The 24865-nt window shown below is 62.8% G+C and carries 29 protein-coding genes and 1 tRNA gene; 8 read left to right on the top strand and 22 right to left on the bottom strand.

The genetic code is table 11. From position 1 onward, the window contains the following. Positions 1 to 7: 7 nt before the first annotated feature. The 12 genes from EHF33_RS05145 to EHF33_RS05090 form a co-directional block, all read right to left on the bottom strand. The gene (locus EHF33_RS05145) at positions 8 to 583 is read right to left on the bottom strand and encodes an NADPH-dependent FMN reductase (protein WP_124868486.1); all 576 of its coding nucleotides are present in this window, start codon (positions 581 to 583) and stop codon (positions 8 to 10) included. A 28-nt stretch (positions 584 to 611) separates the two neighbouring features. After that, positions 612 to 896, bottom strand: coding sequence for a FeoC-like transcriptional regulator (locus EHF33_RS05140; protein WP_124868484.1), 285 nt, complete (start codon positions 894 to 896; stop codon positions 612 to 614). Further along, a complete protein-coding gene (gene feoB / locus EHF33_RS05135) occupies positions 893 to 3112 on the bottom strand; it encodes a ferrous iron transport protein B (protein ID WP_124868482.1) in 2220 nt (739 codons plus the stop codon). Before feoB ends, EHF33_RS05140 begins: the two co-directional genes overlap by 4 nt. Further along, positions 3109 to 3354, bottom strand: a complete 246-nt coding sequence (locus tag EHF33_RS05130) for a FeoA family protein (protein ID WP_124868480.1) — start codon at positions 3352 to 3354, stop codon at positions 3109 to 3111. Before EHF33_RS05130 ends, feoB begins: the two co-directional genes overlap by 4 nt. Before the next feature lie 61 nt (positions 3355 to 3415). Continuing rightward, a complete protein-coding gene (locus tag EHF33_RS05125; RefSeq protein WP_124868478.1) occupies positions 3416 to 4039 on the bottom strand; it encodes an SDR family oxidoreductase in 624 nt (207 codons plus the stop codon). 145 nt (positions 4040 to 4184) lie between these two features. Next, on the bottom strand, positions 4185 to 4754 hold the full coding sequence (locus tag EHF33_RS05120; protein ID WP_241191268.1) for a hypothetical protein: 570 nt from the start codon (positions 4752 to 4754) through the stop codon (positions 4185 to 4187). Positions 4755 to 4883: 129 nt separating this feature from the next. After that, positions 4884 to 5471, bottom strand: coding sequence for a hypothetical protein (locus EHF33_RS05115; protein WP_124868474.1), 588 nt, complete (start codon positions 5469 to 5471; stop codon positions 4884 to 4886). A 56-nt stretch (positions 5472 to 5527) separates the two neighbouring features. Beyond that, positions 5528 to 6157: a thiamine diphosphokinase gene (locus EHF33_RS05110; RefSeq protein WP_124868472.1), complete on the bottom strand. Its 630-nt coding sequence runs from the start codon at positions 6155 to 6157 to the stop codon at positions 5528 to 5530. A gap of 71 nt (positions 6158 to 6228) precedes the next feature. Next, positions 6229 to 7293 carry a hypothetical protein gene (locus EHF33_RS05105; protein ID WP_124868470.1) on the bottom strand — a complete coding sequence of 355 codons (1065 nt, stop codon included), beginning with the start codon at positions 7291 to 7293 and terminating at the stop codon, positions 6229 to 6231. A gap of 72 nt (positions 7294 to 7365) precedes the next feature. Continuing rightward, entirely contained in the window at positions 7366 to 8343 is a 978-nt protein-coding gene (locus tag EHF33_RS05100; RefSeq protein WP_420889952.1) for an ABC transporter ATP-binding protein, read from the bottom strand. Positions 8344 to 8457: 114 nt separating this feature from the next. After that, positions 8458 to 8829, bottom strand: coding sequence for a metal-sulfur cluster assembly factor (locus EHF33_RS05095; protein ID WP_124868468.1), 372 nt, complete (start codon positions 8827 to 8829; stop codon positions 8458 to 8460). Then, positions 8826 to 9140, bottom strand: coding sequence for a rhodanese-like domain-containing protein (locus tag EHF33_RS05090; RefSeq protein ID WP_225430062.1), 315 nt, complete (start codon positions 9138 to 9140; stop codon positions 8826 to 8828). The genes EHF33_RS05095 and EHF33_RS05090 overlap by 4 nt, the downstream gene beginning before the upstream one ends. 77 nt (positions 9141 to 9217) lie before the next feature. On the opposite strand from EHF33_RS05090, the gene EHF33_RS05085 reads away from it, so the two are divergent. Next, positions 9218 to 9502, top strand: coding sequence for a rhodanese-like domain-containing protein (locus EHF33_RS05085; RefSeq protein ID WP_124868464.1), 285 nt, complete (start codon positions 9218 to 9220; stop codon positions 9500 to 9502). Next, positions 9499 to 9975, top strand: coding sequence for a P-loop nucleotide/nucleoside kinase family protein (locus EHF33_RS05080; protein WP_124868462.1), 477 nt, complete (start codon positions 9499 to 9501; stop codon positions 9973 to 9975). Before EHF33_RS05085 ends, EHF33_RS05080 begins: the two co-directional genes overlap by 4 nt. A 47-nt stretch (positions 9976 to 10022) precedes the next feature. Here the strand turns inward: EHF33_RS05080 and EHF33_RS05075 are convergent. Next, a tRNA-Met gene (locus EHF33_RS05075) sits at positions 10023 to 10099 on the bottom strand. A gap of 262 nt (positions 10100 to 10361) precedes the next feature. On the opposite strand from EHF33_RS05075, the gene rpmI reads away from it, so the two are divergent. Together rpmI and rplT are read left to right on the top strand one after the other, a co-directional pair. After that, positions 10362 to 10562 carry a 50S ribosomal protein L35 gene (rpmI, locus tag EHF33_RS05070; protein ID WP_124868460.1) on the top strand — a complete coding sequence of 67 codons (201 nt, stop codon included), beginning with the start codon at positions 10362 to 10364 and terminating at the stop codon, positions 10560 to 10562. A gap of 3 nt (positions 10563 to 10565) precedes the next feature. Then, positions 10566 to 10937: a 50S ribosomal protein L20 gene (gene rplT / locus EHF33_RS05065; protein ID WP_124868458.1), complete on the top strand. Its 372-nt coding sequence runs from the start codon at positions 10566 to 10568 to the stop codon at positions 10935 to 10937. A 97-nt stretch (positions 10938 to 11034) separates the two neighbouring features. Here rplT and EHF33_RS05060 read toward each other — a convergent pair whose 3' ends face one another. From EHF33_RS05060 to lysS, 5 genes are read right to left on the bottom strand one after another with little or no spacing between them, the layout of a single operon-like run. Then, complete coding sequence (locus EHF33_RS05060) at positions 11035 to 12237, bottom strand: benzoate/H(+) symporter BenE family transporter (protein ID WP_124868456.1); 1203 nt, start codon at positions 12235 to 12237, stop codon at positions 11035 to 11037. Next, a complete protein-coding gene (locus EHF33_RS05055) occupies positions 12234 to 13043 on the bottom strand; it encodes a PhzF family phenazine biosynthesis protein (RefSeq protein ID WP_241191267.1) in 810 nt (269 codons plus the stop codon). The genes EHF33_RS05060 and EHF33_RS05055 overlap by 4 nt, the downstream gene beginning before the upstream one ends. 19 nt (positions 13044 to 13062) lie before the next feature. Continuing rightward, positions 13063 to 13611, bottom strand: coding sequence for a DUF1990 family protein (locus tag EHF33_RS05050; RefSeq protein WP_124868452.1), 549 nt, complete (start codon positions 13609 to 13611; stop codon positions 13063 to 13065). A 1-nt stretch (position 13612) separates the two neighbouring features. Continuing rightward, entirely contained in the window at positions 13613 to 14086 is a 474-nt protein-coding gene (locus EHF33_RS05045; protein ID WP_124868450.1) for a hypothetical protein, read from the bottom strand. A 40-nt stretch (positions 14087 to 14126) separates the two neighbouring features. Further along, positions 14127 to 15314 (bottom strand): homocitrate synthase, encoded by a 1188-nt coding sequence (lysS, locus tag EHF33_RS05040; RefSeq protein WP_124868448.1) that lies wholly within the window; start codon positions 15312 to 15314, stop codon positions 14127 to 14129. Between the two features lie 135 nt (positions 15315 to 15449). Between lysS and EHF33_RS05035 the strand changes: the two genes are divergently transcribed. Then, the gene (locus EHF33_RS05035; RefSeq protein ID WP_124868446.1) at positions 15450 to 17051 is read left to right on the top strand and encodes an aminotransferase class V-fold PLP-dependent enzyme; all 1602 of its coding nucleotides are present in this window, start codon (positions 15450 to 15452) and stop codon (positions 17049 to 17051) included. Positions 17052 to 17120: 69 nt separating this feature from the next. On the opposite strand, the gene EHF33_RS05030 is transcribed toward EHF33_RS05035, so the two are convergent. Both EHF33_RS05030 and aspS read right to left on the bottom strand, forming a co-directional pair. Beyond that, a complete protein-coding gene (locus tag EHF33_RS05030) occupies positions 17121 to 17516 on the bottom strand; it encodes a hypothetical protein (protein ID WP_124868444.1) in 396 nt (131 codons plus the stop codon). A 153-nt stretch (positions 17517 to 17669) separates the two neighbouring features. Further along, positions 17670 to 19004 (bottom strand): aspartate--tRNA(Asn) ligase, encoded by a 1335-nt coding sequence (aspS, locus tag EHF33_RS05025; protein WP_124868442.1) that lies wholly within the window; start codon positions 19002 to 19004, stop codon positions 17670 to 17672. Between the two features lie 225 nt (positions 19005 to 19229). Between aspS and EHF33_RS05020 the strand changes: the two genes are divergently transcribed. Next, positions 19230 to 20243 (top strand): 3'(2'),5'-bisphosphate nucleotidase CysQ family protein, encoded by a 1014-nt coding sequence (locus EHF33_RS05020; RefSeq protein ID WP_124868440.1) that lies wholly within the window; start codon positions 19230 to 19232, stop codon positions 20241 to 20243. An 11-nt stretch (positions 20244 to 20254) separates the two neighbouring features. On the opposite strand, the gene EHF33_RS05015 is transcribed toward EHF33_RS05020, so the two are convergent. Continuing rightward, the gene (locus EHF33_RS05015) at positions 20255 to 21382 is read right to left on the bottom strand and encodes a tetratricopeptide repeat protein (protein WP_124868438.1); all 1128 of its coding nucleotides are present in this window, start codon (positions 21380 to 21382) and stop codon (positions 20255 to 20257) included. Between the two features lie 23 nt (positions 21383 to 21405). Continuing rightward, positions 21406 to 22641, bottom strand: coding sequence for an ATP-binding protein (locus tag EHF33_RS05010; protein ID WP_124868436.1), 1236 nt, complete (start codon positions 22639 to 22641; stop codon positions 21406 to 21408). A gap of 131 nt (positions 22642 to 22772) precedes the next feature. Here EHF33_RS05010 and EHF33_RS05005 point away from each other — a divergent pair, with 131 nt between their 5' ends. Then, complete coding sequence (locus tag EHF33_RS05005; RefSeq protein ID WP_124868434.1) at positions 22773 to 23615, top strand: DegV family protein; 843 nt, start codon at positions 22773 to 22775, stop codon at positions 23613 to 23615. 18 nt (positions 23616 to 23633) lie between these two features. Next, positions 23634 to 24857 (top strand): serine hydrolase, encoded by a 1224-nt coding sequence (locus EHF33_RS05000; protein ID WP_241191266.1) that lies wholly within the window; start codon positions 23634 to 23636, stop codon positions 24855 to 24857. The last annotated feature ends 8 nt before the right edge of the window (positions 24858 to 24865 follow it).

Here is a 24865-nt window from a genome sequence, read left to right as displayed (position 1 = left end):
AGGGCGCTTACATCTCCCAGGTTGAGCGGTACTTTCGTGCGTCTAACCGCTCTGAGAGTTCTACGGCCACGCTCAGCGTCTTTTCCAGCCTTGCGGCAATCAAAGGTTTCAGGGTGTCACCTTCCCAGTCCTCGCCCACCGCGTAGACGTGATACGGGTTGAGGATGCATTTGAAATCGGTCAGCAGGCCCAGCGCCAGCGGGTGATGCGAAACGTAGCTGTGCATCAGGCCGCCTGCCACCAAAAAGGTCACGACCTTGTCGAACCAAACGGCGGTCAGGCCGCGCGTGGTGCTGTGAGAGCCAGTCAGCTCGATCAGGTTTTTCGCGCCGCTGCCGGTGGCCCAGTTGTAGACTGGCAGCGCCAAAATTACCCCGTCGGCCTGCTCAATCGCCTGACGGTACAGATGCACGTTGGGGTGCGCGTAGGTGGCGTCGTCGTCAAAGGTGGGCAGCGGCGTGTCGCGCAAATCCAGCAGCGTGACTTGGTGGCCTTGCTGACTCAGGCGCTCGGCAGCAAGTCGCGCCAGCATTCGGCTGCGGCTCTGGGGGCTGAGGCTGGTGGAGAGGACGGTGAACTTCATGCCGCCAGCCTAACGCCTTTCCTCACCGCTACAAGCTGCGCTTCAAATACTTCTCGCCGCGCTCGGTCAGCCGCAGCAAGTGAAAATCTGGCGTTTCGTCGCCAAAGTTGCGGCACATGCTTTTGAGGCTGCACCCGTTGCACGAGCAGTCGCCGTTGCCTTGCACGGCTTCTTGCACGTAACCTCCGGCGTAGAGGGTTCGCAGCATGCCTTCAAGCGCTTCAGGCGAGCTGCCCAGATGGCGCGAGAGTTCCGGCAGAGTGCGGGGATTTCCCGCCAAGCTGCCCAAAATGGTAGAGAGGGGAGAAGTCATAGAAAGTGCCTCGCAATCTGGTACACGATCAGGCCCGCCACCCAGGCGATGCCCATTTCGTAAGCCACCGTCATCCAGGCCACCCGCCGCCCGTGCTCGGCTTGCATAGCTCCGATGGTGGCCACGCAAGGCGTGTACAGCAGCACGAAGACCAGGTAAGCCAGCCCCGCAGCGGGCGTAAAGGCTTTGGCCAGCGCCTTGGCCAGTGGCGTTTTCTGCTCGGCGCTGGAATCGGCCCCCAAGCTGGGCAGGGCGATCAGGGTGGGCAGCGCCTGCACCGAAGTCTTGACTGCTTCCCAAGTGGAGAGCGCAGTTTGCCGAAGGCCGGCCACCAAGCCCAGCGGCTCGGCCCGTTTGGCTTCTTCGCCCAGGTAGATCTGGCCCAGCGTGCCGACCACCACTTCTTTGGCGATAAAGCCGGGAACGAGCGCCCCCGTCGCTTGCCAGTTGCCGAAGCCCAGCGGCGCGAAGATGGGGCTGACCGCCTCGCTGGCCCGTCCAAACAAACTCTGGGCGGGAGCGACTTCACCGAACGCCTGGCCGCTGACGGCCGGAATGGAGAGCAGCACCCACACCACCGCGACGGTGGCCAGAACGGTGGTGCGGGCGCGTTTGGCAAAGCTGGCGGTGCGGCGTGTGGCGTGCGTCCACATCACTTTCCAAGCGGGGAAGCGGTAGGGCGGCAGCTCCAGCAGCACCCCGCTGCCCTCGGCGGGCAAGGAGGTTTTGCGCAGCACCCAGGCAAACGCGAACGCCACCGCCATGCCCAGCACGTACATGCTCCAGACCACCCACGCGCCCGCTTTGGGAAAGAGCGCCGCCGAGAAGATCACGTAGACCGGCAAGCGGGCCGAGCAACTCATAAACGGCAAGATCATGCTGACCAGTACCCGGTCTGATTTGCGCTCCAGGGTGCGGGTGGCGTAGACGGCCGGCACGTTGCAGCCGAAGCCCAGGATCAGCGGAATGAAGGCGCGGCCGTCCAGCCCCAGCCCGCGCATGGTGCGGTCAGCAAGGAAGGCGGCGCGGGCCATATAGCCGCTGTCTTCCAGAAAGCTCATGGCGAGGTAGAGCACCAGCAGGGTGGGCAAGAAACTCAGCACCGTGCCGACGCCGGGAATAATCGCGCCCACCACGACGTCTTTGAGCAGCGGAATGCCGCCCAGCAGGCTCACCGCCCAGCCGCTCGCCACGTCTTGCAGCGGCCCGCCGATCAGGTCTACGAACGGCGCGGCGATGGTAAACGTCAGCCGGAAGACCAGCAGCACCAAGCCGAGGAAAATCGGAATGCCCAGCCACGGGTTGAGCGCCAGTTTGTCCAAGCGCTCGGTCAGGGTCAGTTTGAGTTCGGCATTCGGCACGGCGCGGCGGGCAATGTCTCCGGCGCGGGCGTAGCGGGCCTCGGCAATTTCAATCAGCGGATCGAAGCCGCCGAGTTCCAGCGCGGCGCGGTGGGCGTCGGCAGCGTCCACGAGTGGCGTGTGTCCGGTGGCGCTCAGTCGGCCCCGCAAACTCGGATCGCCTTCCAAGAGGCTGAGTGCCAGATAGCGGTAGGCGTGCGGCGGCAAGGTCGCTAGAGCTGCCATCTTGTCTTCCAAGTCGGCGGCGGCGGTTTCGATGGCTTCCGGGTAGCGCAGCGGGTGGCCGATTTGCGCTCGGCTCAGCGTGGCATCGAGCAGGCCCGCCGTGCCGATATTCTTGACACCGACTGTTTCCACGACCGGCACGCCGAGTTCTTGGCTCAGCGCGGCGGCGTCCACTTCCAGCCCTTTGTTCTTGGCTTCGTCCACCAAGTTGAGGGCCAGCAGCATCGGCACCTGGAATTCGAGGAGTTGCAGCGTCAAATACAGATTGCGCTCCAGGTTTCCGGCGTCCACCACATTGAGCAGCACGTCCGGCGCTTCGTCGAGCAGGGCGGTGCGGGTAATCAGCTCTTCGGGGGTGTGGGGCGAAAGCGAATACGCGCCGGGCAAGTCGAGCAGGTGAATGGTTTGCTCGCCGCGCTTGAGGTGCGCTTCCCGCTTTTCTACCGTGACGCCCGACCAGTTGCCGACCTTCAGGCGGGTTCCGGCCACCGCATTGATCAAGGTGGACTTGCCGGTGTTGGGGTTGCCCACCACCAAGGTGCGCGGCTCGCGGTGGGCACGCAGGCGGGCGACGGTGTCGGCGCAGGCCGCTTCGTCTACACGCGGCGAGGGCGGGGGGGAAGCGGTCACGAGCGCCTCACCGTCACGCCCACCAAGTCGGCAGCCCGCAGCGCCAGATCGGTATTGCCCAGCCGCAGATGCACCGGGTCGCCCATCGGCGCGAGGCGCATCACGTCCACTTTCGCGCCGCGAATAAAGCCGAGTTCAAGGAGGCGGCGGCGCAGCGGATGCTTGGGATCAAGCGCGACCACATACGCCGCCTCGCCGGGTTTGAGGGTGCTGAGCGTGACATCGCTGGGAGAAACGGTCATAATCCTGACTATACTACTCGGATTAAGGTGGATTTCAAGGGCCTGCGTTACGCAATTCGTCTCAGAGCGCGGCTACCGCTTCGTGGACGCCCGTTTCGCCGCTGACGATTTCAAAAGTGTGGCCAATGCTGCCTGCGTTCTCCAAGCAGGCCACCACCACGCGGGCCACGTCCTCGCGGGGAATCTGTCCTCTGGGAGCGGGCTGCGCCAGCGTGATCTGGCCGGTACCGGGCTGGTCGCTCAGGCCGCCGGGCCGCACAACTGTAAACGCCAGTCCGCTTTGCTGCACGTGCGCGTCTGAAACAGCTTTGACCTTGAGGACGGGCATCAAAAACGGCGGCATTTGTTCTGGGCGGTCTACGCCCATGCTCGACACCACCACCAACCGCTTTGGCCCCTGCTGGGCTAAGGTGTCAGCCACGTTCACCAGCGCGTCCCCGTCGATGGCCTGATATTTGCCGCTCATTCCCGCGCCCGCCGCCCAAACCACCGCGTCCGTGCCGTCCAGCACCTGCTGCCACTCGCCCGTCAGGTCGCCCATCACCGGGGCCGCGCCGTGGAGGCTGAGCATATCGGCCTGCTCCTGCGTGCGAACCAGCGCCCGCACTTCGTGGCCCGCCTGTACCAACTGACTCGCCACTTGCCGCCCAACCCCGCCCGCCGCTCCGATGACTGCAATCTTCATGCCTCAAGGCTAAGCGGACGGGCCGTCAATCAGATTCAAAACAGATGGGCAAGGGGTGAAGGGCTATTGGCTTTACGCTTGACTGGCGCTGGCCTTGCTCGCTGCTGCTGTGTCATTCAGGCTCGTCTGCACAGAGGTGACAGCCTTAAAAGCCCAGCAGTCCCAGCGCCGCCGTCGCGGTGAGTTCGCTTTTAAACGGCTGGATCAGGGCGGCGGTTTTGGGGTCGGCCTCCAGCTTGACGGCGGTGTTCAAATCCGGCAGCTTGCCATTTTTCAGCTCGGTAGCGATTTTGCCGAAATCGATGTCCGGCAAGCCCAAAGCGCGGTTCACGTCGTCTCTGAGGACGTTGTAACGCTCTCGGCTGAGCTTCTCGCTCGCCAAGCCCGCCGTCTGCGCCGCCCGTACCGCGCCCACCGAACTGCCCACGCCCCGCAGCACGCCCGTCACTTGCCAAAAGCTGGGCGTCTGCCCATTTTGAACTTGCTGGAAAATGGTCTGGACGCTTGCGAAGTTGCTGCCCAGAGCCTGACGCTCGGCCCGGCGAATCCGCACGAACTTTTCGATATCGGCCTTGCTGGGTACGGCCCGAATGTTGCCGCTGGCCGCCGGAACCCCCGCCGACTGACCCGGGGGCGCTCGCAGCCCGTCTACAAAAACCGCCACTGGGCGATAAACCAAAAAGTAGCCCGCCGTCAATAAGACGATCAGCAGCACCAAGGAGCCGCCGCAGCCGCATCCACATCCCCGTCTTGCCCACATGCTCCTGATACGGGGGAAGGGTGCGGAAAGTTGCAGTTAGAGGTTTAGACGGCCCTAAACCCAAATGGCTACAAACCCTAGTACCTACAAACCCAGCAGGCCCAGCGCCGCCGTCTCCAGCAGGTCAGTGCGCTTCGGCTCGATCAGCGCTTTGGTCTGCGGATCGGTATCGGTGTTGACGGTGCTGCCGAGATTAGAGAGGTCGCCGCTCCTCAGTTGGCTAAACAGCTTGTCAAATTCAACGCCAGGCACGCCCAGCGCTCTATTGACTTGGCTGCGAACGGCGTCGAAGCGCTCGCGGCTGAGGTTTTGCTTGGTCAGCGCCGCTTTCTGAGCGGCTTTGGCGTCGCCCACCGAGCCGCCCAGTTCGCGCAGCGCTCCCGTCACCTGCAAAAAGCTGGGGGTGTTGCCGTCTTTGATGCCTTGCCAGAGGTTTTGTAAACTCGAAAAACTCTCGCCCAGCGCTTGGCGTTCGGCGCTGCGAACTGCCAGGAATTTACTGAGTTCAGCTTGGGTAAGCGGCGTTTGGGGTTTACTGGTCTGATCAGGGGTGTTGGCCCCAGCACTTTGCGCCAGCAGCTGGCCGCTAGGCTGCGGAGTTGAAGCTGCCGCCGTACTGACCAACACCAAAGTCAGGGGAAGCGCGAGGCGGCTGAAACGGAAATTGTACATAACCTCAGAGTAGAGCGGCAAGCTGAAGGGCAGTTGAATAATCGGGTGAAGTCGGCTTAAGCCCGCCTTACTTCGCTCAGCACCGTCAGCAGCGCCACGCCTCCTTGCAACTCGGCGCTCAGCAGACCGCCCGCCGCTTCGTTGCTGACGGTCAGGCCGCTGCCCATCGGCACGTCCACACCCGTCAGCGGCCAGCGAGCGCCGCGCAGCGTCAGCCCCCGCAGCGGCGAGGCGGCCAGCACGCTGAAGGTCTGCCCAGTCTGCAGCGCCAGATGCACCGGAGAGCTTGGCAGCAGTGGATAGCCCGCTTCGTTGCCGCTGTGCAGCACTACCTTAAGCCCTTCGCCAGCGAGTCGGCAGGCCCCCATCGCCAAAGCGAAGGCGTGGTCAAAGCGGCCCCCGAACGCGCCCAGAATGATGAGTTCGGTCGCGCCTCTTTCTCGGGCCACCGACACGGCCAATTCGAAGTCGGTGCTGTCTTTGGCCGCCGGATGCACTTCGCGGGGCGCGTCCAGCGTCAGGCCGTCCGAGGAATCAAAATCGCCCACCCAGGCGTCTACTTGGACATCCAGGGCAGCGGCGTGCCGCACTCCCCCGTCGGCGGCGACGACGAGGTGCGGGCGGGGCAGGGCGGCGAGGGCGGGCGTGAGAACCAGTCGCCCACCCACCAAAATCCAAGCGAGCATGGCGGCCACTCTAGCGCAGCGCTGAGCACCGTACTGAGGGCGGCACTGACAGCACCCACAGCGGACAACACCTACGGCAAGTTCAGCGCGGCCTTGATGTCGGCCAGCATCGTGTCCACATTTTTGCTCAGCCCGTCCAGCGCGGGCGTGGCGGCGCGGGCTGGATTAAACGCCGACAAATACACGATGCGCGGCCCACTGCGGGTATTCAGGCTGCCCTCACTCGCCACGGCCAACTGCGCGAAGCGCTCGCTGCCGTCCGGCAGCGTATAAGTCAGGCCGACGAGGCGGTAAGCGCCCGCATCTTCGCCGGGGGTGACGCTGAATTTCAGCTTGGCGGCGGCGCTCAGCGTTGCGGGTGTGGCCGCCGCCAGCATCGCTTTGACAGCCACGGGGTTGAGTGGATCGCTGGTAAACAAGCCGCTGACGTCACCCAAACTCAGGGCCGAGAGCGCTGCGCCCAGCAATTGCACGGTGCTGGCCGCCTGCGCGGCAGTGGGGCTGCTCGGCGTGGTGGTCACGGTGCTGCTCGTCACGGTGGTGACCGTTGCAGAGGGTGTTTGAACGGTGGCTGCTGTGCCGAGCGGCGCACCGGCTGCCACCGTCAGGTAAGGCTTGATGGCGGCGCTGCCGCTAAATTTCTGCACCAATTTGCCCGCGCAGTCGGCGGCGGCTTTGCTTTCGTCGCTGTCAAAACTCACGCCGCTCCACCAATACCAGGAGCTGTATCCGGCGCTGGTGCCTTCGCAGGTGTCTTGCCAAATCACCGTGCCAGTGGCCGCGTCGTCGATTTCAAAGCTGGCCTTGACCGTTTTGGCATTCAGGCAACCGACAATCGGCAAGCACACGCCGCCCCCACCCGTGATGTCGTTGATGCCCGCCTTCATCACCAGGTTGGCTCCCGCCGACTGGCGCACTGGCCGCACAGAGCCGCTGGCTTTGAGGGCCTGAGTAATGGCCGTGTCGAACGAGGACCAGACGCTGTAGCCGCAGTAGCCGCCGCTGCAATAGTTGTCGCCGATATACACCACCGCTTGCGGCCCGCTGTAGGTCGGGGCTTGCTGCGCCGAGGCCGCTCCCAACAGAGCGAGGCTGAGAACACCGAAAAACCGTAGATTGTTTGCGCTTTGCTTCATGACCTCTCCTGACCGCCAGCAGACTAAAAGCGTGGTTTCGTTCAGTCTAAAGGCCTGTGCGTCAAAACGGTGTCAAATGCTGAGGCGGTCATCCGGCACTTCACGCACCCTGCTTTGATCCAAGCTCAGCCGCAGCACACCGCCGCTGGCTTGTTCGGCCTCGCGGCTGCTCAGGTGCAGGGTGATTTCACCGAGTTCGTGGGCCACCCGCACGGTTTGGCCCTCTTCGGTGCTTTGCCGAAAAGTGACGCTGTAACTCGGCCCCTCGCCCAAACGGAAAGCACTTTCGGGAACCAGCAGCGCCGTATCTCCCCGCCCAAATACGTTCGGCTGACCCAAAAACTCGGCCACCCAGGCTGTCGCGGGCGTCCCGAAAACTTCAGCGGCCCCGCCCACCTGCACCACTCGCCCGCTGCGCATCAGCGCCACGCGGTCAGCCAGCGCCAAAGCCTCGCGCTGATCGTGCGTGACGATCAAGACGGTGGTGCTGAGGCTCTCAAACAGCGTCCGCAAATCCTGACGCAGTTGGCCCCGGAGTTGCTCATCCAAATTGCTCAGCGGCTCGTCGAGCAGCAGCAGGGGCGGGCGCGGCGCGAGGGCGCGGGCGAGGGCCACGCGCTGCTGCTGCCCACCCGATAGCTCCCCGATGCGCCGCCCTTCCAGCTGCGAGAGGCCCACCAATTCAAGCGCCTCACGGGCTTGCTGCTCGGCCTGCGCTTTGCTCTTGCCACGCCTGCGCGGGCCGTAAGCCACATTTGCCAGCACCCGCAGATGCGGAAAGAGGGCGTAATCTTGAAACACGAGGCCCAGGTTTCTGGCTTCCGGCGGCGCACGGCTCACGTCTTGCCCCGCCATCCACACCTCGCCGCTGTCTTGCCGCTCCAAGCCTGCCACCATCCGCAGCACCGTGCTCTTGCCGCTTCCCGACGGGCCGAGCAGGGCCAGCGTCTGGCTTGTCTGTAGGCTGAGGCTCACCCCACCGGCAGCCACGACTGGGCCGTAAGCGCGGCTGAGGCCAAGCGTTTGCAGAGCGGGGAGATCAGTCGGCACGGCGCTCAGGGTAACGCTTTGGGCAGCGGGGAAAGGCGAACTGGCAAAAAAAGCCCCCGACCACTTCGGCGGGGGAGACTTCGACTTTTGAATTTGGGTGCGAACTCTTTTCCGTTAAAGGTTAAAGCCGAACATCCGCATCTGGCGCTTGCCGTCTTCGGTCATCTTCTCGGGGCTCCAGGGCGGTGACCACACAAAATCCACGTTGACGCGATTGACGCCGTCTAGGCGCATCACGGCCATCTCGGCGTCCGAGCGAATCAGGTCTTGCACCGGGCAGCCGACCGAGGTCAGGGTCATGGTCACGTCCACCACGCCCTCGGCATTGATGTCCACGCCGTAAATCAGGCCCAAGTCCACCACGTTCACCGGAATTTCAGGGTCTTTGACGACTTTCAGCGATTCCAAAATTTGCGCTTCGTTGGGCAGGTTACCCGCAGCGGGCGCGGCGGCAGGATTGATACCGTTACTGATTTCGTCGCTCATACTGCTCCTGTTTGGGTGGGCAGGCCGGTGTCTTGCCAAGCAATCGTACCGCCGGTCAGGTTGACGGCCTTGTTGTAGCCGTGATCGAGCAGAAACTGGGTGGCCCGTCCGCTGCGTGCGCCGCTGCGGCAGATCAGCACCAGTTCTTTGTCTTTGGGCAACTCGGCGTAGCGCGTCTCAAATTCGCTCAGCGCCATGAGCTGTGCGCCCTCGGCGTGAACTTCTTCGTACTCGTTGGCTTCGCGCACGTCGATCAGCAGTGCGCCGTGTTGAAGGCGGCGTTGAGCTTCTTTTGGACTCACTTCTTGCATAAACTCCAGCATAGCCCAGACCTGAGCGCCGATTGTGACAGGCCCCGAGTTGACCCCGGTACGCTAAGATTTTGGCGATGAATCCCAGTCCTCCCCACCTCTTCATTGACCTGCGGGCCGCCGCACTGCGCGAAGTCGAGCCGCTCGGCTCACTCATTTCCAATCCCCACCGGATGCTGAGTTTGGCGCAAATCGAAGAAGGCCAGCACGGCCTCACCTCGGCGGACGGCCCGGTGGTGGTGATTTGTGAACGGGGGATTCGCAGCAGCCTGGCAGTTCGTTTTCTGCGCTCGGACGGGGTGGACGCGCAGGCGTATGAAGGCGGCGTTCTGGCAATGAAGCAAGCGCTCTCGGCGCGGTGAAGGGAGAAGGGCCGCCCGCCATTCACGCCCTGCACGGTTTTTTGGGCAGCGGCAAAACCACGTTTGCTCGCCAACTCGAAACCGAGTTGCCCGCCCTGCGCTTTTCCAGCGACGAGTGGATGGTCACGCTCTACGGCCAAGACCCACCCGAAGCCCTTTTCAGCGAGTACCGCTTCCGCATCTACGCGTTGATGCGCCGCTACTGGACACGCGCCCTCGCTCTGGGCCTGCCTGTGGTGCTCGACGAGGGTCTCTGGACGCGCCGCGAGCGTGACGACCTGCGGGCAGAAGCGGAGCAGCTCGGCGTCCCGCTGATTCTCTACGCGCTCAGCACGCCCGAAAGCGTGGCCCGTGAGCGTATTCGGCAGCGCAACCAAGAGCCGCACAGCCTCTGCATTGCCGAGAACACCTACGACCTGTTTCGTCCGCGCTTCAAGCCGCTGGAACCTGATGAGCTGCACATCCTAATCTGAAGCCAACAAAAAACCCCAGCCAATTCGACTGAGGTCTTTTCATACTTTGGTTGCAGGGACAGGATTTGAACCTGCGACCTCCGGGTTATGAGCCCGACGAGCTACCAGACTGCTCTACCCTGCGTTACCTTGGTGCTTGGCCGGATTTCCGGCGCTTAGGAATAGTACAGCCGAGTTCAAAACCTGTCAACCCCGACGAGGTTACAAAGTGGATCGGCTCAGTGCGGCCCCGGGGACGGCTTGATTGTCTTGGCCGCTGGCCTGTATAGTTTCTTCTTGGCCACAAGTGGGGCTAGGCATATCAACAGCGTCCGTGTAAGTTGGCGCGGCCCAGACCCCCAGACGACACCGCCAACAAGGTGTCCGCCTGGCCCAAGGAGGCAGCAATGCCGAAGATGAAGACCAAAAAGAGTGCTGTTCGCCGGATTAAAATCACGGCGACGGGTAAAGTGATGGCGTTCAAGAGTGGCAAACGCCACCAGAACACCGGCAAGAGCGGCTCGGACATCAGCAACAAAGGCAAAGGCTTTGTGCTGGCCAAGAGCGAGTGGGCGCGTATGAAACTTGCTCTGCCGGGAGGGAAATAAACTATGCCACGCACCAAAACAGGTATTGTCCGCCGCCGCCGTCACAAGAAGGTGCTCAAGCGGGCCAAGGGCTTTTGGGGTTCACGCTCCAAGCAGTACAAGATGGCCTTCCAGACGCTGCTCAACGCCGCGACTTACGAGTACCGCGATCGCCGCAACAAAAAGCGCGATTACCGCCGCCTCTGGATTCAGCGCATTAACGCCGGTGCCCGCCTCCACGGCATGAACTACTCCAACTTCATCGCCGGACTGAAGTTGGCCGGTATCGACCTCAACCGCAAGGTGCTGGCCGATATTGCCGCCCGCGAGCCGGAAGCCTTTGCCATGCTGGTGGAGAACGCCAAGAGCGCCCACAGCAACAAGCAAGCCGCTTAAACTCAATCGGCACCGCCCAAACCGCTTCTCTGGGAGCAGTTTGGGCGTTTTCTTTTGAGAATTGGGCGTTTGCTGGCTCGGCTTTGTGATCAGTCCTTTACCCGTTTCTACGCCGCAGGCCCCAGCCCAGCGCTCCGCCCAGCACCACGCCCCATACGGCGCTGCCCAGTCCCCACCAGCTCAGCCCCGAGGCGGTGACGAAAACGGTGACGGCGGCGGCCTCGCGCCAATCGGCCTCGCCCAGCGCCGAAACCAGACTGTTCGTTGCCGTGCCGAGCAGTGCCAGGCCCGCCAGTGCAGCGATGAAGGCGGGCGGCACGGCCCCCACTGCGCCCGCCACCCAGCCCGCGAAAATGCCCAGCAACAAATAGAAAAAGGCGCACGACAAGCCTGCCACGTAGCGCCGCGCCGGGTCGGGATGGCTTTCCTCGCCCGCGCCGATGGCGGCGGTGATGGCAGCGAGGTTGGTGGTGTGCGCTCCAAAGGGAGCCGACAGCAGCGAAGTCAGGCCGGTGGCCCAGATCAGCGGCGAGGTCGGTACCCGCCCATAGCCGAAGGTTCGCAACACCGCCACGCCCGGCAGGTTTTGTGAGGCTAGCGTCAGCAGGGTCATCGGCAGGGCCAGCGAGAGCAGCCCGTGAAGCGTGAAGTGGGGCGCGGTGAAGACCAGCGTGCCGAACACGCCCGCTCCGCCAGCGGCCCCGACTTGCCCGGTCAGCACGGCCACGGCCACGCCTGCCAGCAGTGAGAGCAGCACGGCGTAGCGCGGCGCAAGCACCCGACCGATCAAAAAGCCGCCTATCATTGCGCCCACCAGCAGCGGCGCAGTCGGCAGCACTTTGAAGGCGCTGATCACGAAGGGAATCAGCACGCCTGCCAGCAGCGCGGCGGCCAGAGGCCCCGGAATCCGCGCCGTGATGCGCTCGAAGGCCCCGCTGATGCCGATGGCGGTGATCAGGGCGGCGCTGATCAAGTACGCGCCGATCATCTCCGGCAAGGTCAAGGCGCTGGCCTGCGTGGCAATCAGCGCCAGTCCGGGTGTCGTCCAAGCCGTCAGAATCGGAGCGCGGTAGCGCCAGCTCAGCAGCCACCCGCTGACGGCGATGCTGATGTAGACGCTGAAAATCCAACTGCTGGTCTGGGCGGGGCTCAGGTGGGCGGCTTGGGCAGCGGCAATCACGAGGCCGATGCTGCTGGCCGCGCCGACCAACACCGCGATAAATCCGGCCAGCACCGCCGAGAATGAAACGTCGCGTTTCAGGTCACTCAAGGTCGGGGCGCTGAAGTGGAGTTCGCTCATGGTTCGAGTCTGCGGGCCGCGCCCCCCACCCAGACCTCGCTGGCTCCGCTCGGCTGTGGGAGGTACTGGGCGCTGAGGCGGGAGGGTTGCCCCGGCATCATCTGAAGGCCGCGCACCAGCGGTTCGTCTTTGGGCAGCGCTCCGCGCACGCTGAGGGCTCCCACCAAGCAGGCGAACATGTTGCTGCTGGCGGCGTCCTCGTCAAAGCCCTTCAGCGGCCCGAACGCCCTCAAGCTCACCTCGGCGCGTTCAGCTTCCAAGGTGTAGACGATCAGGCCGGTGGTGGCGGTGGCGCGGCCCAATTGCTTTATTTGTTCAAAATCAGGTTGAAACGAAGTCAAAGCCTCCAGCGTCGGCACTTCCAAAATGAGGTTGGGTCGGTTCGTGCTGGCGATCTGGACATATTCGAAAGTCAGGCCGAGGCTGCTCACAGCTGCTCCCGGCGCGGCGCTCACGCTTACGTCGCCCTGCTTCAGCAGCCACTCGCCGCCGCAAAGCTGAGCAGGAAATTCTTGGCCGTTCATCCAGACGCTTGAGACATCGGCAATCTGGCCCGCCGCCTGGAGGTGGCTTAGGGCTGCTATCGCCGCGCTGTCGCTCTCGCCCTTGTCGCGCAGGGGCGTGAAGACGCGCAGGTGTGCGCCGCCCGTGTCCGCCGCCTCGATGAAGACTGAAAGCGGCGTGCCGGCTTGCTTGGCCTGAGCCTGCAAATCGCCCTCGGCAGCCGTGAACAGTGAAACGAGTTTGCCGCCTTCGGTGCGCGGCGCGGCGTAAACGCGGTAAGAAGTGGGGGGGGCATCGGTCATCTGAGCAGTCATCTGGGAGCTATTGTGCCGCCCGCCGCACAGAATTCAAATACTGCCGGGTACCGAGCGAGCGCACAAGCTGTCCGAAAGGCCGCCCCAAACGGTAAAACCCATGGGCAGGCTGGCTATCGGCGCTCAGACTGAAGGTCACGCGGTCATCTGGGTGCCACTCCACCACAAACAATTCCTCGCCGCGTTCAGGGTGGCCGGGCAAGCTGCCGTAAGCAAAGCCGTATTGCCTGACGCCGTCCAGCACGCGCACGACGCGGCAGCCGAAAGCCAAACACAGGCCCGCGCCGGTGAGCAACACCAAGACGGTTTGCCCCTCGGCGGGCGGCTGGTCGTCCGGGTACAGCCGCAGCCAGCGCGATTGATGGGTCTGCCAGCTCCTCAGAGCCGCCTTGCCGCGTTCAAAGGTCGCCTGACCGGTGCCGAGCAAAACGGTGTGCTGCTCCATCTCGGTTTGCGGATCAAGCGTGACGCCGATGTGACTGTAGGTCGGATTCAAGCTGCTGACCCGCTTCAGAACGCGGCTGAGGGCGGCGGGCGTGGTGCGGGTCAGTTGCATCTCACCCCTGCCGCATCAGTTCCCTGAGCTGAAATTCGTGCCGAACCGGGTGCATCACCGCGTGTTCCAGCATGGCGTCTACCCAGTACGGCATTCCGGCGAAGTAGAGTTCGGGGTCAGGTTCCATTTGAGCGTCTGTCACGGCGGCCAAAGGCAAGCGCCAACGCGCCAGCAGATCGTCGAGGTACTGATCGGTCTGCGTAGGCAAGTTCCCGATGTCCGGCACAGGCCCAATTTCAGGCGTGGGCAGCTTGAGGTTCTGGCAGATTCTGAGTAGATAAATTCTGGCCGAGCGCAGGATGTGGTGGAGCAAGACGTCGAGCGATTGGTAATGCTCCTCTGCTGTAATCGGCAAGCTGATCCCTTGTGCCTTCGCTTGTTTCACTGCCTCCACGCACTGCCGAAGCTGCTGTTCGTGGAGCAGCACCAGCGCTCTGGCTCCGCGTGATCGGTAGTGGGCGAGTTCTTCAGGCATGCCCGAACTTTAACATGGCTTCCTGTGCTGGGCCGCTGCCCTAAGCCGAAACCCATTCGCGCAGCAATTTCTCCAAGTGGGCGTCGTCCAGTTCGTCTTGTTCGGCCAAGGCCTTGATGTGATCGGTCACGCGCCGCAGCGCGTCCTCGCCGTAGTGCAGGCCCATTTCGCGGGCTTTATAAGCGATGGCGTGTTTGCCGGTCACTTTGCTGGCGGCCTGAATGCGCCGGCCCACCCCGAAAACCTCCGGCGGAATCGCTTCATAAGCGCCGGGATTGAGATAAATCGCTTTGAGGTGCATTCCGGCTTTGTGGTTGTAAGCAAACTCGCCGGTGAGGTAATTGTTCCAGGGAATAGACAAGCCCACCATCCGGGCAATCATTTGATCCAACTGGGGCAGCATATCGAGATTGTATTTGTCGATCAGGCCCTGCGGATCAAGAGTGAACATGCGGGCCAAGAAGCCGCCGAGCGGGGTGATGCCGTTGCGCTCGCCGATGCCCAAAATGGTGGTGTCGATGTGGGTGGCTCCAGCTTCAACCGCTTCGTAAGCGTTGCTGATCGCGCAGCCGGTGTCGTTGTGGCCGTGAAACTCGATGCCGCACTCGCTGTGAATGACTTTGCGAACCTCGCGCACCAGCGTATAGACCTGCCTCGGCGTGGCGACCCCCACCGTGTCGGCCAGACCCACTCGGTGTACGCCCAGATCGCTGACGGCTTTATAGACGGCCATCAAATCGGCTTCTTCGCTGCGGAAGGTGTCTTCTGCCGAAAAGCGCAATTCCAAATTGGGGTGGTTGGCTTTGATCCAGCCGATGACGGTTTGGGCCGACTCGATAATCTGGCTGATGTTTTTGCCGTGGCTGAATTCGCGCAAGAAACTGGAAGTGCCGAACAGCAAATCTAGGCCGTCCACGCCAGTATCCACCGCCCGCTGCACGTCGTCCATGGCGCAGCGCACGTGGGTCAGCAGTTTGGCCTTCAAGTTCAGGCTGGCTAGCTTGCGGATGTCGGCGGCAGTGGCCGCACTCACCATTGGGGTGGTCAACTCAATGTATTCGGCTCCAAAGGCGTCGAGGGCTTTGGCAATTTCGATTTTGTCGTCGGTCTTGAAGTTGCCGCGTGCAAACTGCTCGCCCTCACGCAAAGTGGAATCGATAATCGCCCACGAGCGGGCCTGAATCGGCGGCGCGGAGACGCGGTCAGTGGGGGTGTCGGTGGCGGTCATACGGCGAGTGTAGCGCCAAGTGTTTACGAATGTCAATTCAGATGACCATTAACTTGTCATTTGAAAGGCTGTGTGGATCAGCTATTCGGCACTGTGAACAGGGCAATGGGCATCCGGAAGCGTACACTGAATCACATGGATAACTTCACGCTGTTCAGAACTGATCTCATCGGTCAGGACACAGTGATTCGCACCCCCTTCGGCGATCGGCGCGTGACTTACGCCGATCACGTTGCTTCGGGCCGCGCTCTGCGGTCGAGTGAAGCCTTTATCGTCGAGCGCGTTTTGCCGCTGTACGCCAACACCCACACTGACGACTCGGCCACCGGAGCCATGACCACCCACCTGGCCCACCAAGCCTGTGAGTATGTCAAAACCCAGCTTGGCGCGGATAAGAATTGCACTTTGGTGTGGTGCGGCTCGGGGAGTACCGGAGCGGTCAAGCGTCTTCAAGAAATTTTAGGCTTGGCGGTGCCGCCCACTTTGCTGGCAAAACTGCGGGCCAGTTTCCCGCCCGACGAGCGTCCGGTGGTGTTCGTGGGGCCGTATGAGCACCACAGCAACGAAGTCACCTGGCGTGAAACGCTGGCCGACGTGGTAGAAGTGCCGCTTTGTCCGAGAGGCGGAATCGATCTGGACGCGCTGCGAACGCTGCTCAAAGCGCCGGAATACCGCAGCCGCCAGAAAATAGGCTCGTTTAGCGCCGCCAGCAACGTGACGGGTTACCTCAGCGACACCCGCGCTCTGGCCCGTTTGCTGCACGCACACGGCGCACTGGCGTTCTTCGATTTTGCCGCGTGTGCGCCGTATCTCAAGATCGACATGCGCTCTGGGCGGCCCGACGGCTACGACGCCGTGTTTCTCAGCCCCCACAAATTCGCGGGCGGCCCTGGCACACCGGGCTTGTTGTGTTTCCAAAACCAGATTTACCCAGCGGGCGCACCCACCACAGCCGGCGGCGGTACGGTGAGCTATGTCAGCCGCACGGCCCATCACTTTGTCGAAGATATAGAAGCGCGGGAAGACGCCGGAACGCCGGCCATTCTCGGCAAAATTCGCACGGCGCTGGCCTTCAAAGCCAAAGAGCGCCTCGGCATAGACGCCATTGCAGAGCGCGAACACGCTTTGATCAGCCGCGCCATTGCCCGCTTGCGCACCCATCCGCGCCTTCAATTGCTGGGCAACCTGGACGAACCGAGGCTGGCGGTGCTGTCGTTTTTGGTTCGCACTGAAGACAGCTCCATGCTGCATCCCCGCTTGGTCGTGCGCCTGCTCAACGACCTGTTCGGGATTCAGTCCCGGGGCGGTTGTGCCTGTGCCGGCCCGTATGGTCACGCGCTGCTCAATATCGACGATCAAACCAGTCAGCGCTACATGCACTGCGCTCTGGGCGGTCTGGGCGGCCTCAAGCCCGGCTGGACGCGCCTGAATTTCGCGCCGTGGACGAGTGAAGCCGAATTTTTATTCCTGCTCTCCGCGCTTGAATTTGTGGCGGACTTTGGTGAGCGGTTCGTGCCGCTGTACGACATGGACTTTCACACCGGCACCTGGACGCACCCGGCTGACCAGCCGCTACCAGACCTGTTTGATTTTCCGGTTCCGGCGCGTCAGGAGGGTGAGGTGCCTTATGCGGCTTATCTGGCCCAGGCGCGGGAGTTGGCGAGCACGCTGCGCTCCCCAGAGGCGCGGCCCATTCCGCCTGAAGTGCCGGGGGAGCTGGTGTTTTTTAGCTACTGATACAGCTTCCGATACCCGAATAAATGCCTGAGACTGTGTTTTGCTCAGGCATCTATTCGGGTAAATGCGCTAATGCACACTGCCCCGGCTAATGGTGTAGCTGCTGGTGTTGAAGTTGAAGATCAGGGGGCGGCCATCGTAGACGAAATTCAGGCCCCCAGAATTGGAGAAGCCGCCCTTTCGCAAATCCAGACACTCGGAAACGACCCGGTAATCGCCGCCTTTGGTGAGTTTCGGAAACGTCTTGCCGAGCATAAACTTGTTTTTCCCGTCTGGAGACACGTAAACATCCAGAATCTGCTTGTTTTCTTCCCAGAGGCGGATGCGGATTTTGGTGCACGCCGCTTCTGCCGGGGTGACCATAATATTGATCAGAATGTCGGAGTTTAAAGTTGAACTGGACGCTGCCGCCGCCAATGGGTGACCCGTCAGAAAAAATGTGAGAATGCAGAGATACCGCTTCATAGCTGCTCCTTCGGAACGCCAATCAATATCGAGGAACGAGCGGCAAAGTGCTCGTCAATCGTCCACTCGTCCACTTCTTGAAAGTGCGGACAGGATAAGCACTTCAGCCTTAACACCCTCTTACAATTCCGGACGTGCTGCCCTTGTTTGTCTTCAGGGCGTCAGGCGGTTGCGGTCACGCGGGAAGGCGCGGGCGTACCGGACGTTGGCAATGCCCAGCAGTTTGGCGGTCAGGCGCTCGGCCCCGATCGCAAAGCCGCCGTGCGGGGGCATGCCGTACTTGAAGACTTCCGAGTAGCCGCTCATGGCCTCGCGGTTCATTTTGTAGGCGTCGATCGACTCCATCAGCATGGCGTGGTCGTGGATGCGCTGACCGCCGGAGGTGATCTCGATGCCCCGGAACAGCAAATCAAAGCCGCGTGTCAAATCGGGGTTGAGGCTGCCGTCTTCTTGGTGGTCGGCGTGGGTGTAAAACGGACGGGCGGCGCGGGGATACTTGGTCACGAAGACAAAGTCGCTGCCTTCAGTCTCGGCGTAGTGCTGGCAGAGCAATCTCTCGGCTTCGGGGTCGAGGTCCTTACCGCCCACCTGATGCCCGAATTTCTCAGTGACGAGCGCTCTAGCGTCCATCAGCGTGATGCGGGGTATGCGCTGCGGCACCTTCGGAATACTCGCGCCCAGCAGCTCGAACTCGGCGGCGCAGCTTTCGCCTAAGCGCTCCATCGCGAAGCTCAGGAAGCCGGTTTCCAGCTCCATCACGTCGTCCTCATCGTCGATGAAGCCCATTTCCACGTCTAATGACAGGTATTCATTCAGGTGGCGGCTGGTGGCGTGCTCTTCGGCGCGGTAGACCGGGGCCACCTCGTAGACGCGCTCGAAAACACCCACCATGATCTGTTTGTAAAGCTGGGGACTCTGGGCCAGGTAAGCCTGCTCGCCGAAATAATCGAGCTTGAAGAGGTTCGCGCCGCCCTCCGCGCCCGCCGAGACGATCTTGGGCGTGCTGATTTCGGTAAAGCCCTGTGAGCGCAGGTAGGTGTGAAAGGCGTAGACGATCTCGCCCTGCACCTTCAGCGCCGCCCGTTCGCGCAGACCGCGCAGCGACACGTAGCGGTAATCCAGCATGGTTTCGGGGTTGACGTTCCATTCCATCTTGGGGATTTCCAGCGGCGAGGCCTGAGTGGCCGCCGACAGGACTTTCATGCTCTCGACCTGCACCTCGTATCCTCCTGGCGCTTTTTTATGGGCCTTGACCGTGCCCAAAATTTCCACGCTGCTTTCCGGCAGGGGCAAGCTGAGGTGGCTGCCGACGCACTGGGCCAGGCCGGTTTTGTCGCGCAGCACCACGAACTGCACCCCGCCGAGGTCGCGCCGGGCGTGGACGAAGCCTTGCAGCTTGACCATTTGGCCCTCAAGCTGGCCGAGGTCGCGGGTCAGGGTGCGGGCGAGTTTGGGCTGGGTCTGGGTTGGCTCGGTTGGGTTGGTCATTTCTCTCCTGGTGGCTCAAAAGGTGGCTCAAAAAAAGCCCGACTCCTCATTGAAGTCGGGGGCGCGGTCAAACTCGGGGGCGTCCCCTACTGGGGATCGTCATTCAGGTTGTCGGCAAAACGGGTCTTCGGAAAGCTGGGGCCGCACATGGGCGTTAGTGTAGCGGCGCGGCGCGGCCACAAGCAAGGGCTGAGCTAGGGGAGTGGAGCGCTTTATGCTGAGCGCATGACTTACGCCCACGAGCGCCAGATTGCCGAACACCTCGCCCGCCAAGCTGGAGAACTGCTCCTGAAACACCGCGCCGCCGGATTCAAAGTGGCTTACAAAACCTCCAAAGACGACCCAGTGACGGTGGCCGATACCGAGGCGTCGGAGTTGATCGTGGCCGGACTGCGGGCCGAGTTTCCCGAAGACGGCATTCTCTCCGAGGAACTCACCGACACCGCCGAGCGCCTCAGCAAGCGCCGCGTCTGGATCATCGACCCGATTGACGGCACTAAAGAATATGTGGACGGCAGCCCCGATTTCGCCGTCAGCATCGGCCTCTCGGTCGACGGTGAGGCGGTGCTGGGCGTGGTGAACGCGCCCGCCCATGACGCCCTTTACAGCGGCGTGGTGGGGGAGGGCGTCTTCAAGAACGGCGAGGCTGCTGGTTTCAGCGCCCGCCCGCCTGAACAAGCTCTTATTTCCGTTTCTGACACCGAGTTCAGGCGCGAGTTGCACCGCTACCCGCTCGCCAACCTGCGCCCGTCCGGCAGCATCGCTCTCAAGCTGGCCCTGATTGCGGCGGGCGAGGCCGACGCCACCTTCACCATGTCGCCGCGCAGTGAGTGGGACATTGCGGCGGGTATGGCCCTGATTGCGGCGGCGGGCGGTCAGGTGACGCGGCGCGGCGGCGCTCAGATTCATCTCAACTCGCCCCAGCCCAGCATCCGGCAGGGCCTGATCGGAGGCCGGAGCGACGTGGTGGCGTGGCTGGAAACCGAACTCCACCGCCTCGCCGTGCCGGAGCAGCAATTAGGGTTGGTTGAGAGTGACGAAGCCTGGGCTCTGCTCAGCCGAGCCGAGCAGGAACGCTTGCGCGGCCAAAGCCACCTGCACATTCGCCACGCGGCGGGGCAGGTGGTGGCGCTGGTGCTGCTTGACGCGGATGGGCGGGTGCTGCGCTCGGAAGGCGACGCCCTGCATCTGGGGGTGCTGACCCGTGACCTGACGCGGGTGTACGGTGCGCTGAGCTGAACTTGGCTGGGCTACCGTGAAAAGGAACGCAGCCAGCGGTATGCGCTCCGCACGCCGAGGAAGATCAGCCACAGCACCCCGCCAGCAGAGAACGCCACGACCAGAAACCCTGCTGCCTCAGTCAAGCCGGGCTGAAGGCGGGCGGGCAGGTGGGGCAGCGCAAAGACAAACAGGAAAATGGCAGCCCAAAAGAGCAGGTAAAGGCCCAATGGCGTGCGCCACTTCACCTGATACACCCGCACCCGCCGAATCTGCGCCCGCATCTGGGGGCTGAGCTTGCGGACGCGGTAAAGCGTGCGAACCCAGACGCCCAGCCCCAGAACAGGCACGAGAATCATGGCCTGTGGCACGATAATAAAGCGCCACGCTGGCGATTGCCGCGAAAATGGAAACGGCAAATACTCGTGAACCAGCGCTCTAAACTGCTCCTGCGCTGCGGCATTGGCGGGGTCGAGCCGAATGGCCGCCAGCGCCGCCGCGAAGGCTTCCTCAGCGCGGCCCTGACGGAGACTGACCCGCGCAAGCAAGTTCAGCGCTGGAGCAAAGTTGGGATCATCGGCGAGCAGGGCACGCAACAGGTGTTCGGCTCGCGTGGGTTGCCGAAGGTCCAGGAGCGCCTGAGCCAGAAAAAGCTGAGCCATGCGGTGCTGCGGCTCAAGGTGCAGAGCGGCGGCGGCGTGCGTCTGAGCGAGCTTGGGCTGATTCATCATCAGGTGGAGCTGCGAGAGCGAGGCGAGGGCGTCGGTGTTGTCCGGCTCTAGCCTCAGCGCTTCATGCACGGCGGCCAGCGCCGGTTCAGCGGCCTTCCAAGCTTTGGCCCACCGCCGGAAGCGGCCAAAGGTCAATCCCTGCACCTGAGCGTTCCAAAGCGCAAGGCCCAGTCTTAGGTGCAAGTGACTGTCCGAGGGGCCAAGGCTGACGGCCCGCTGCGCGGCGTTCAACGCCTGCGGAAAATCGTCGAGTTCAGTGTAAATCTGGCTGAGCAGCCGCCACAGCGTGGGGTTGTCGGGATAGTGGGCCAGCGCCCGCGTCGTCTCGGCGGCGGCTTCACGGGGACGGCCCAAGTCCAGCAAAACTAAGATGCGTGACCAAGTTTGCTCGGTGTCGGTGGAGAGTTCTGGGGCGTCAAATGGGGTCATTGGGTCGTCTCATGGCTCAGGCTTCAGCGTCCGCCGGATTTGCCGCGCAGATAGCTCAGCAAGTCGTCGTATTCGCCGTCATCGTTGGCAAATTGGGCGGCGTTTTTGGCCGTTTCAAACCACGTCTTGGTGCTGGGCCGCACCTCACGCAGCGCCCGAATGAAGTCGGCCTGGCGAATGGGCCGCACCTTGCCGCTTTTGATGGCGTCCTCCATCGCCAGTTCGGTGGCCGAGGCAACCAGATGCGTCAAATCCGCTCCGGAAAAATCGGCTGTTTTGGCGGCGAGGGCAGGCAGATCGAGCGCTTCGGTGGGCCTTGAGCACGTCTCCAATTCCAAGAGGTGCCGCCGCGCTTCCAAGTCCGGCGGCAAGACCAGCAGAGTGCGGTCAAAGCGGCCCGGACGCCTCAGCGCGGGGTCGACGTCCCAGGGGCTGTTAGTGGCGGCCAAGACAAACACGCCCTCGTTGCTGGCCTTGGCACCGTCGAGCTCCGAGAGGAGTTGGCCCACCACGTTGGCCGCGCTGTGGCGCATTTGGCTTCGGCGGCGGCCCAGCGCGTCCACTTCATCCAAAAACAGCACGCAGGGCGCTCGGCGGCGGGCCAGCGCGAACACCTCACTGAGGTTGCGCTCGCTCTGGCCCATGTACATGTCCAGCACATCGGATAGACCGACGTTGATGAATTTGGCGCTGAGTTCACCGGCCACCGCGCGGGCGATAAAGGTCTTGCCGCAGCCGGGCGGGCCGTAGAGGAGCAGCCCGCCGCGCAGGGCCGAGCCGTACATTTTGAGGAGTTCCGGGTTTTTGAGCGGAGCCAGCAGCGAGAGTTCCAAGCGCCGCTTGACATCTTCCATGCCCGCCACGTCCGCTAAAGTCACGCGGGGCGTTTGCAAGTCCCAGCGCTGATCGCTGGTCTCTCCGTCTGGCTCATGCTCCACCAATTCAGCGTGATCCGTGACGGCCAGCACGGGCTTGGGTAAAGGGGCCGCGCCCTGAATCACGCCCGTCAGCGCGTCGTGGAGGTGGTGATAGCGGGCGGCGGTGTCGGTCTGGCCCATTTCGTCGGCGGCCCACGCCGCGAGCTTGAGCGCTCTTACATTGTCCGGCTCGCTGCTCAGCGCCGCTTTGGCCTGCTCCAGCGCGGCGGCCGCCTGACCGGCTTGCAGCAGCAGATCGCTCAGATGCAGCTTCAGCTCCGTGTTGTTGGGGTCTTGCTCGGCGGCCAGTTGAAGGGCGCTCAGCACACTCTGGTGAACCATAGATACCTCGTTGCGGCGTCGGTTTCGCCCTGCTTGGTTTGAAGGCTCAGTTTAGCTTGCCGGGCCAACAAAGTGCCGACCCAAATCAGTAGCCCGCGCCACTTCCCCCTGACTTCGGCTAAAGTGGGAGGATGATTGCCATTGTGACCGACTCGACGAGCGACCTCTCGCCGGAGTTAATCAAGCGCCACCACATCACCAGCGTGCCGCTCTACGTGCTGTTTGGCGGTGAAATGCACCGCGACGGCATTGACATCCAGCTCGGCCAACTCTTCAAGGGAGTCAAGGAAGGCCAAAAAATTCCTTCTACCAGTCAGCCCAGCCCCGCCGAGTTTGCCGCCGTATACACCGAAGCGCTGGGGGCGGCGGACGAGGTGCTGAGCCTGCATATCAGCGGTCTGCTTTCCGGCACGGCTGGCAGCGCCCGGCTGGCCGCTCAGGATTTTGGCGGCAAAGTCACGGTGCTCGACACCAACACCACCAGCATGGCGCTGGGCATGATGGCGATCCGCGCTGCCGAGATGGCCGGAGCGGGCAAGAGCATGGCCGAGATCGTGGCCGAGCTCGAAAAGGTCAAGGCCAAAGGGTACGTGGTCTTTACCGTCGAAACGCTGGATTTTTTGCGCCGCAACGGGCGAATCGGCGGCGCACAGGCGCTGCTCGGCGGGCTGCTCAACATCAAGCCGATTTTGTCGGTCAAGGGCGGACGGGTCGAGTCTTCAGGGCGCGAACGCGGTCAGAAAAAAGCCACCGCCAACTTGGTCGGTCAGGCCCGTGACTACATCGCCAAATTCGGCCCCTCGCGCTTTGCCTTCATGATGACGCCGGGCGGCGACGCCAACGTAGCGGAGCTGCGCTCGGGGCTGGCCGGAGCCGACTACGAAGATGTCGGCACCTTCGATTTCGGCGCAGTGGTCGGCACCCACCTCGGGCCGGGCAGCTACGGCATCGTGATGGAACCCCTCAACCCTTAAGCCGGTTAGAAAGCACCTATGGCGCTCAAATTGGGCCGTTTTCTGCTGTTGGCGGGCGCACTGGGGGGCGGCTACGCGGCGGTGCGCTGGAATGCCCAGTCTGCTCCGCCCACTCCCCTCGCGGTGAAGTTCGTTCCAGCGCCGCTTCACCCCGCGCCTCCAGATCCGCTTCCCAAAGTGATGGAGCCGCCACCCGTTTCTGAGGTTTCACCTCCCCAGACGCCCGCTGACGGCTGCGTCTCGCCGCTGCCCAGCTTGCCCGCTCCCAAGCCGCCCGCTGGACTGAACGGGCAACTGGGGCTGTATGCAGCGGTGATCGACCCCCAGACCTTGCAGCCGCTCCGGGCCGTTTCGTCCTTGCCCAACGCCGAATTTCCGCTGGCGAGTACCTACAAGCAGGCGGTGTTGTGGGCGCTGCTGCGGCAAGTCGATGCCGGAACCTTTGACCTGAACCAGAAGTTCAGCGTCAATAGGCGAACCCAGAGTCTCGGTGCGTACCCCTACGACGGCAGCACCGCCAGGGCACTGGCCGAGCGGATGATTCAGTTTTCCGACAACACCGCCACCGATCTGCTGCACCGCAAAGTGGGCCTGCAAAATGTGCAGAACGTGGCCGACGACCTGAAGTTGTGCCGCACCCGCCTCATTTTGCCGACCAAGGATTGGTGGACGGCGCAGGCGGGGTTGTCGCCCACCTTTGCTGGAACCAAGTTGTGGGCCGAGGCAACCGGCAAAAAGCGGGCGCAACTGGCGGAGCTGATAGACCAAGACGCTCAAAAACAGCGCCCCGATTATTTGCAGCGCAAATTAGATGAGTATTTTGACCAGCGCTACGACGCTGCCGATGATCTGAGCGTCCACAACTTCAGCACCCCTTACGAACTTTCAACGCTGGTGGCCAACGAGTTCTTGCGCTCTGGCCTGACCCCCAAATCTCAGGAGATTCAGCGCAAGCTGATGGCGCTGGGCTGCTGCAAGTCGGGCCTGCTGCCGATTCCGGTGGAGATATGGGGCGGCAAAGGCGGCAACGGCTGGAAAATCCTGACCTTCAGCGGCTACTTCAAAACCAAAGGCGGTGAGCATGTGGTCTACGCCTTTATGCTGCACGGCTCGGAGCAGACCTACACCATGCCGCTGACCCGCAGCGCCTTCAAATGGATTCGCTCGGCGCTGGGCGAAATTCTGGTGGCAGGCGACGGGGGCAAGACGCTGGACGCGCCTGCCCCCCCGCCAAATCCGTAGGTTACTTC

The sequence above is a fragment of the Deinococcus psychrotolerans genome (assembly GCF_003860465.1).
Classification (GTDB): Bacteria; Deinococcota; Deinococci; order Deinococcales; family Deinococcaceae; genus Deinococcus; species Deinococcus psychrotolerans.
Note: the sequence above shows the minus strand (reverse complement) of the source record. Positions and strands in the feature narration are given on the sequence as shown.

Bases quoted from the DNA above. Each gene is read 5' to 3' on its own strand.
- EHF33_RS05145 (WP_124868486.1), bottom strand. From the start codon at position 583: ATGAAGTTCACCGTCCTCTCCACCAGCCTCAGCCCCCAGAGCCGCAGC.
- EHF33_RS05140 (WP_124868484.1), bottom strand. From the start codon at position 896: ATGACTTCTCCCCTCTCTACCATTTTGGGCAGCTTGGCGGGAAATCCC.
- EHF33_RS05130 (WP_124868480.1), bottom strand. From the start codon at position 3,354: ATGACCGTTTCTCCCAGCGATGTCACGCTCAGCACCCTCAAACCCGGC.
- EHF33_RS05125 (WP_124868478.1), bottom strand. From the start codon at position 4,039: ATGAAGATTGCAGTCATCGGAGCGGCGGGCGGGGTTGGGCGGCAAGTG.
- EHF33_RS05115 (WP_124868474.1), bottom strand. From the start codon at position 5,471: ATGTACAATTTCCGTTTCAGCCGCCTCGCGCTTCCCCTGACTTTGGTG.
- EHF33_RS05110 (WP_124868472.1), bottom strand. From the start codon at position 6,157: ATGCTCGCTTGGATTTTGGTGGGTGGGCGACTGGTTCTCACGCCCGCC.
- EHF33_RS05105 (WP_124868470.1), bottom strand. From the start codon at position 7,293: ATGAAGCAAAGCGCAAACAATCTACGGTTTTTCGGTGTTCTCAGCCTC.
- EHF33_RS05095 (WP_124868468.1), bottom strand. From the start codon at position 8,829: ATGAGCGACGAAATCAGTAACGGTATCAATCCTGCCGCCGCGCCCGCT.
- EHF33_RS05090 (WP_225430062.1), bottom strand. From the start codon at position 9,140: ATGCAAGAAGTGAGTCCAAAAGAAGCTCAACGCCGCCTTCAACACGGC.
- EHF33_RS05085 (WP_124868464.1), top strand. From the start codon at position 9,218: ATGAATCCCAGTCCTCCCCACCTCTTCATTGACCTGCGGGCCGCCGCA.
- rpmI (WP_124868460.1), top strand. From the start codon at position 10,362: ATGCCGAAGATGAAGACCAAAAAGAGTGCTGTTCGCCGGATTAAAATC.
- rplT (WP_124868458.1), top strand. From the start codon at position 10,566: ATGCCACGCACCAAAACAGGTATTGTCCGCCGCCGCCGTCACAAGAAG.
- EHF33_RS05060 (WP_124868456.1), bottom strand. From the start codon at position 12,237: ATGAGCGAACTCCACTTCAGCGCCCCGACCTTGAGTGACCTGAAACGC.
- EHF33_RS05055 (WP_241191267.1), bottom strand. From the start codon at position 13,043: ATGACCGATGCCCCCCCCACTTCTTACCGCGTTTACGCCGCGCCGCGC.
- EHF33_RS05050 (WP_124868452.1), bottom strand. From the start codon at position 13,611: ATGCAACTGACCCGCACCACGCCCGCCGCCCTCAGCCGCGTTCTGAAG.
- EHF33_RS05045 (WP_124868450.1), bottom strand. From the start codon at position 14,086: ATGCCTGAAGAACTCGCCCACTACCGATCACGCGGAGCCAGAGCGCTG.
- lysS (WP_124868448.1), bottom strand. From the start codon at position 15,314: ATGACCGCCACCGACACCCCCACTGACCGCGTCTCCGCGCCGCCGATT.
- EHF33_RS05035 (WP_124868446.1), top strand. From the start codon at position 15,450: ATGGATAACTTCACGCTGTTCAGAACTGATCTCATCGGTCAGGACACA.
- EHF33_RS05030 (WP_124868444.1), bottom strand. From the start codon at position 17,516: ATGAAGCGGTATCTCTGCATTCTCACATTTTTTCTGACGGGTCACCCA.
- aspS (WP_124868442.1), bottom strand. From the start codon at position 19,004: ATGACCAACCCAACCGAGCCAACCCAGACCCAGCCCAAACTCGCCCGC.
- EHF33_RS05020 (WP_124868440.1), top strand. From the start codon at position 19,230: ATGACTTACGCCCACGAGCGCCAGATTGCCGAACACCTCGCCCGCCAA.
- EHF33_RS05015 (WP_124868438.1), bottom strand. From the start codon at position 21,382: ATGACCCCATTTGACGCCCCAGAACTCTCCACCGACACCGAGCAAACT.
- EHF33_RS05010 (WP_124868436.1), bottom strand. From the start codon at position 22,641: ATGGTTCACCAGAGTGTGCTGAGCGCCCTTCAACTGGCCGCCGAGCAA.
- EHF33_RS05005 (WP_124868434.1), top strand. From the start codon at position 22,773: ATGATTGCCATTGTGACCGACTCGACGAGCGACCTCTCGCCGGAGTTA.
- EHF33_RS05000 (WP_241191266.1), top strand. From the start codon at position 23,634: ATGGCGCTCAAATTGGGCCGTTTTCTGCTGTTGGCGGGCGCACTGGGG.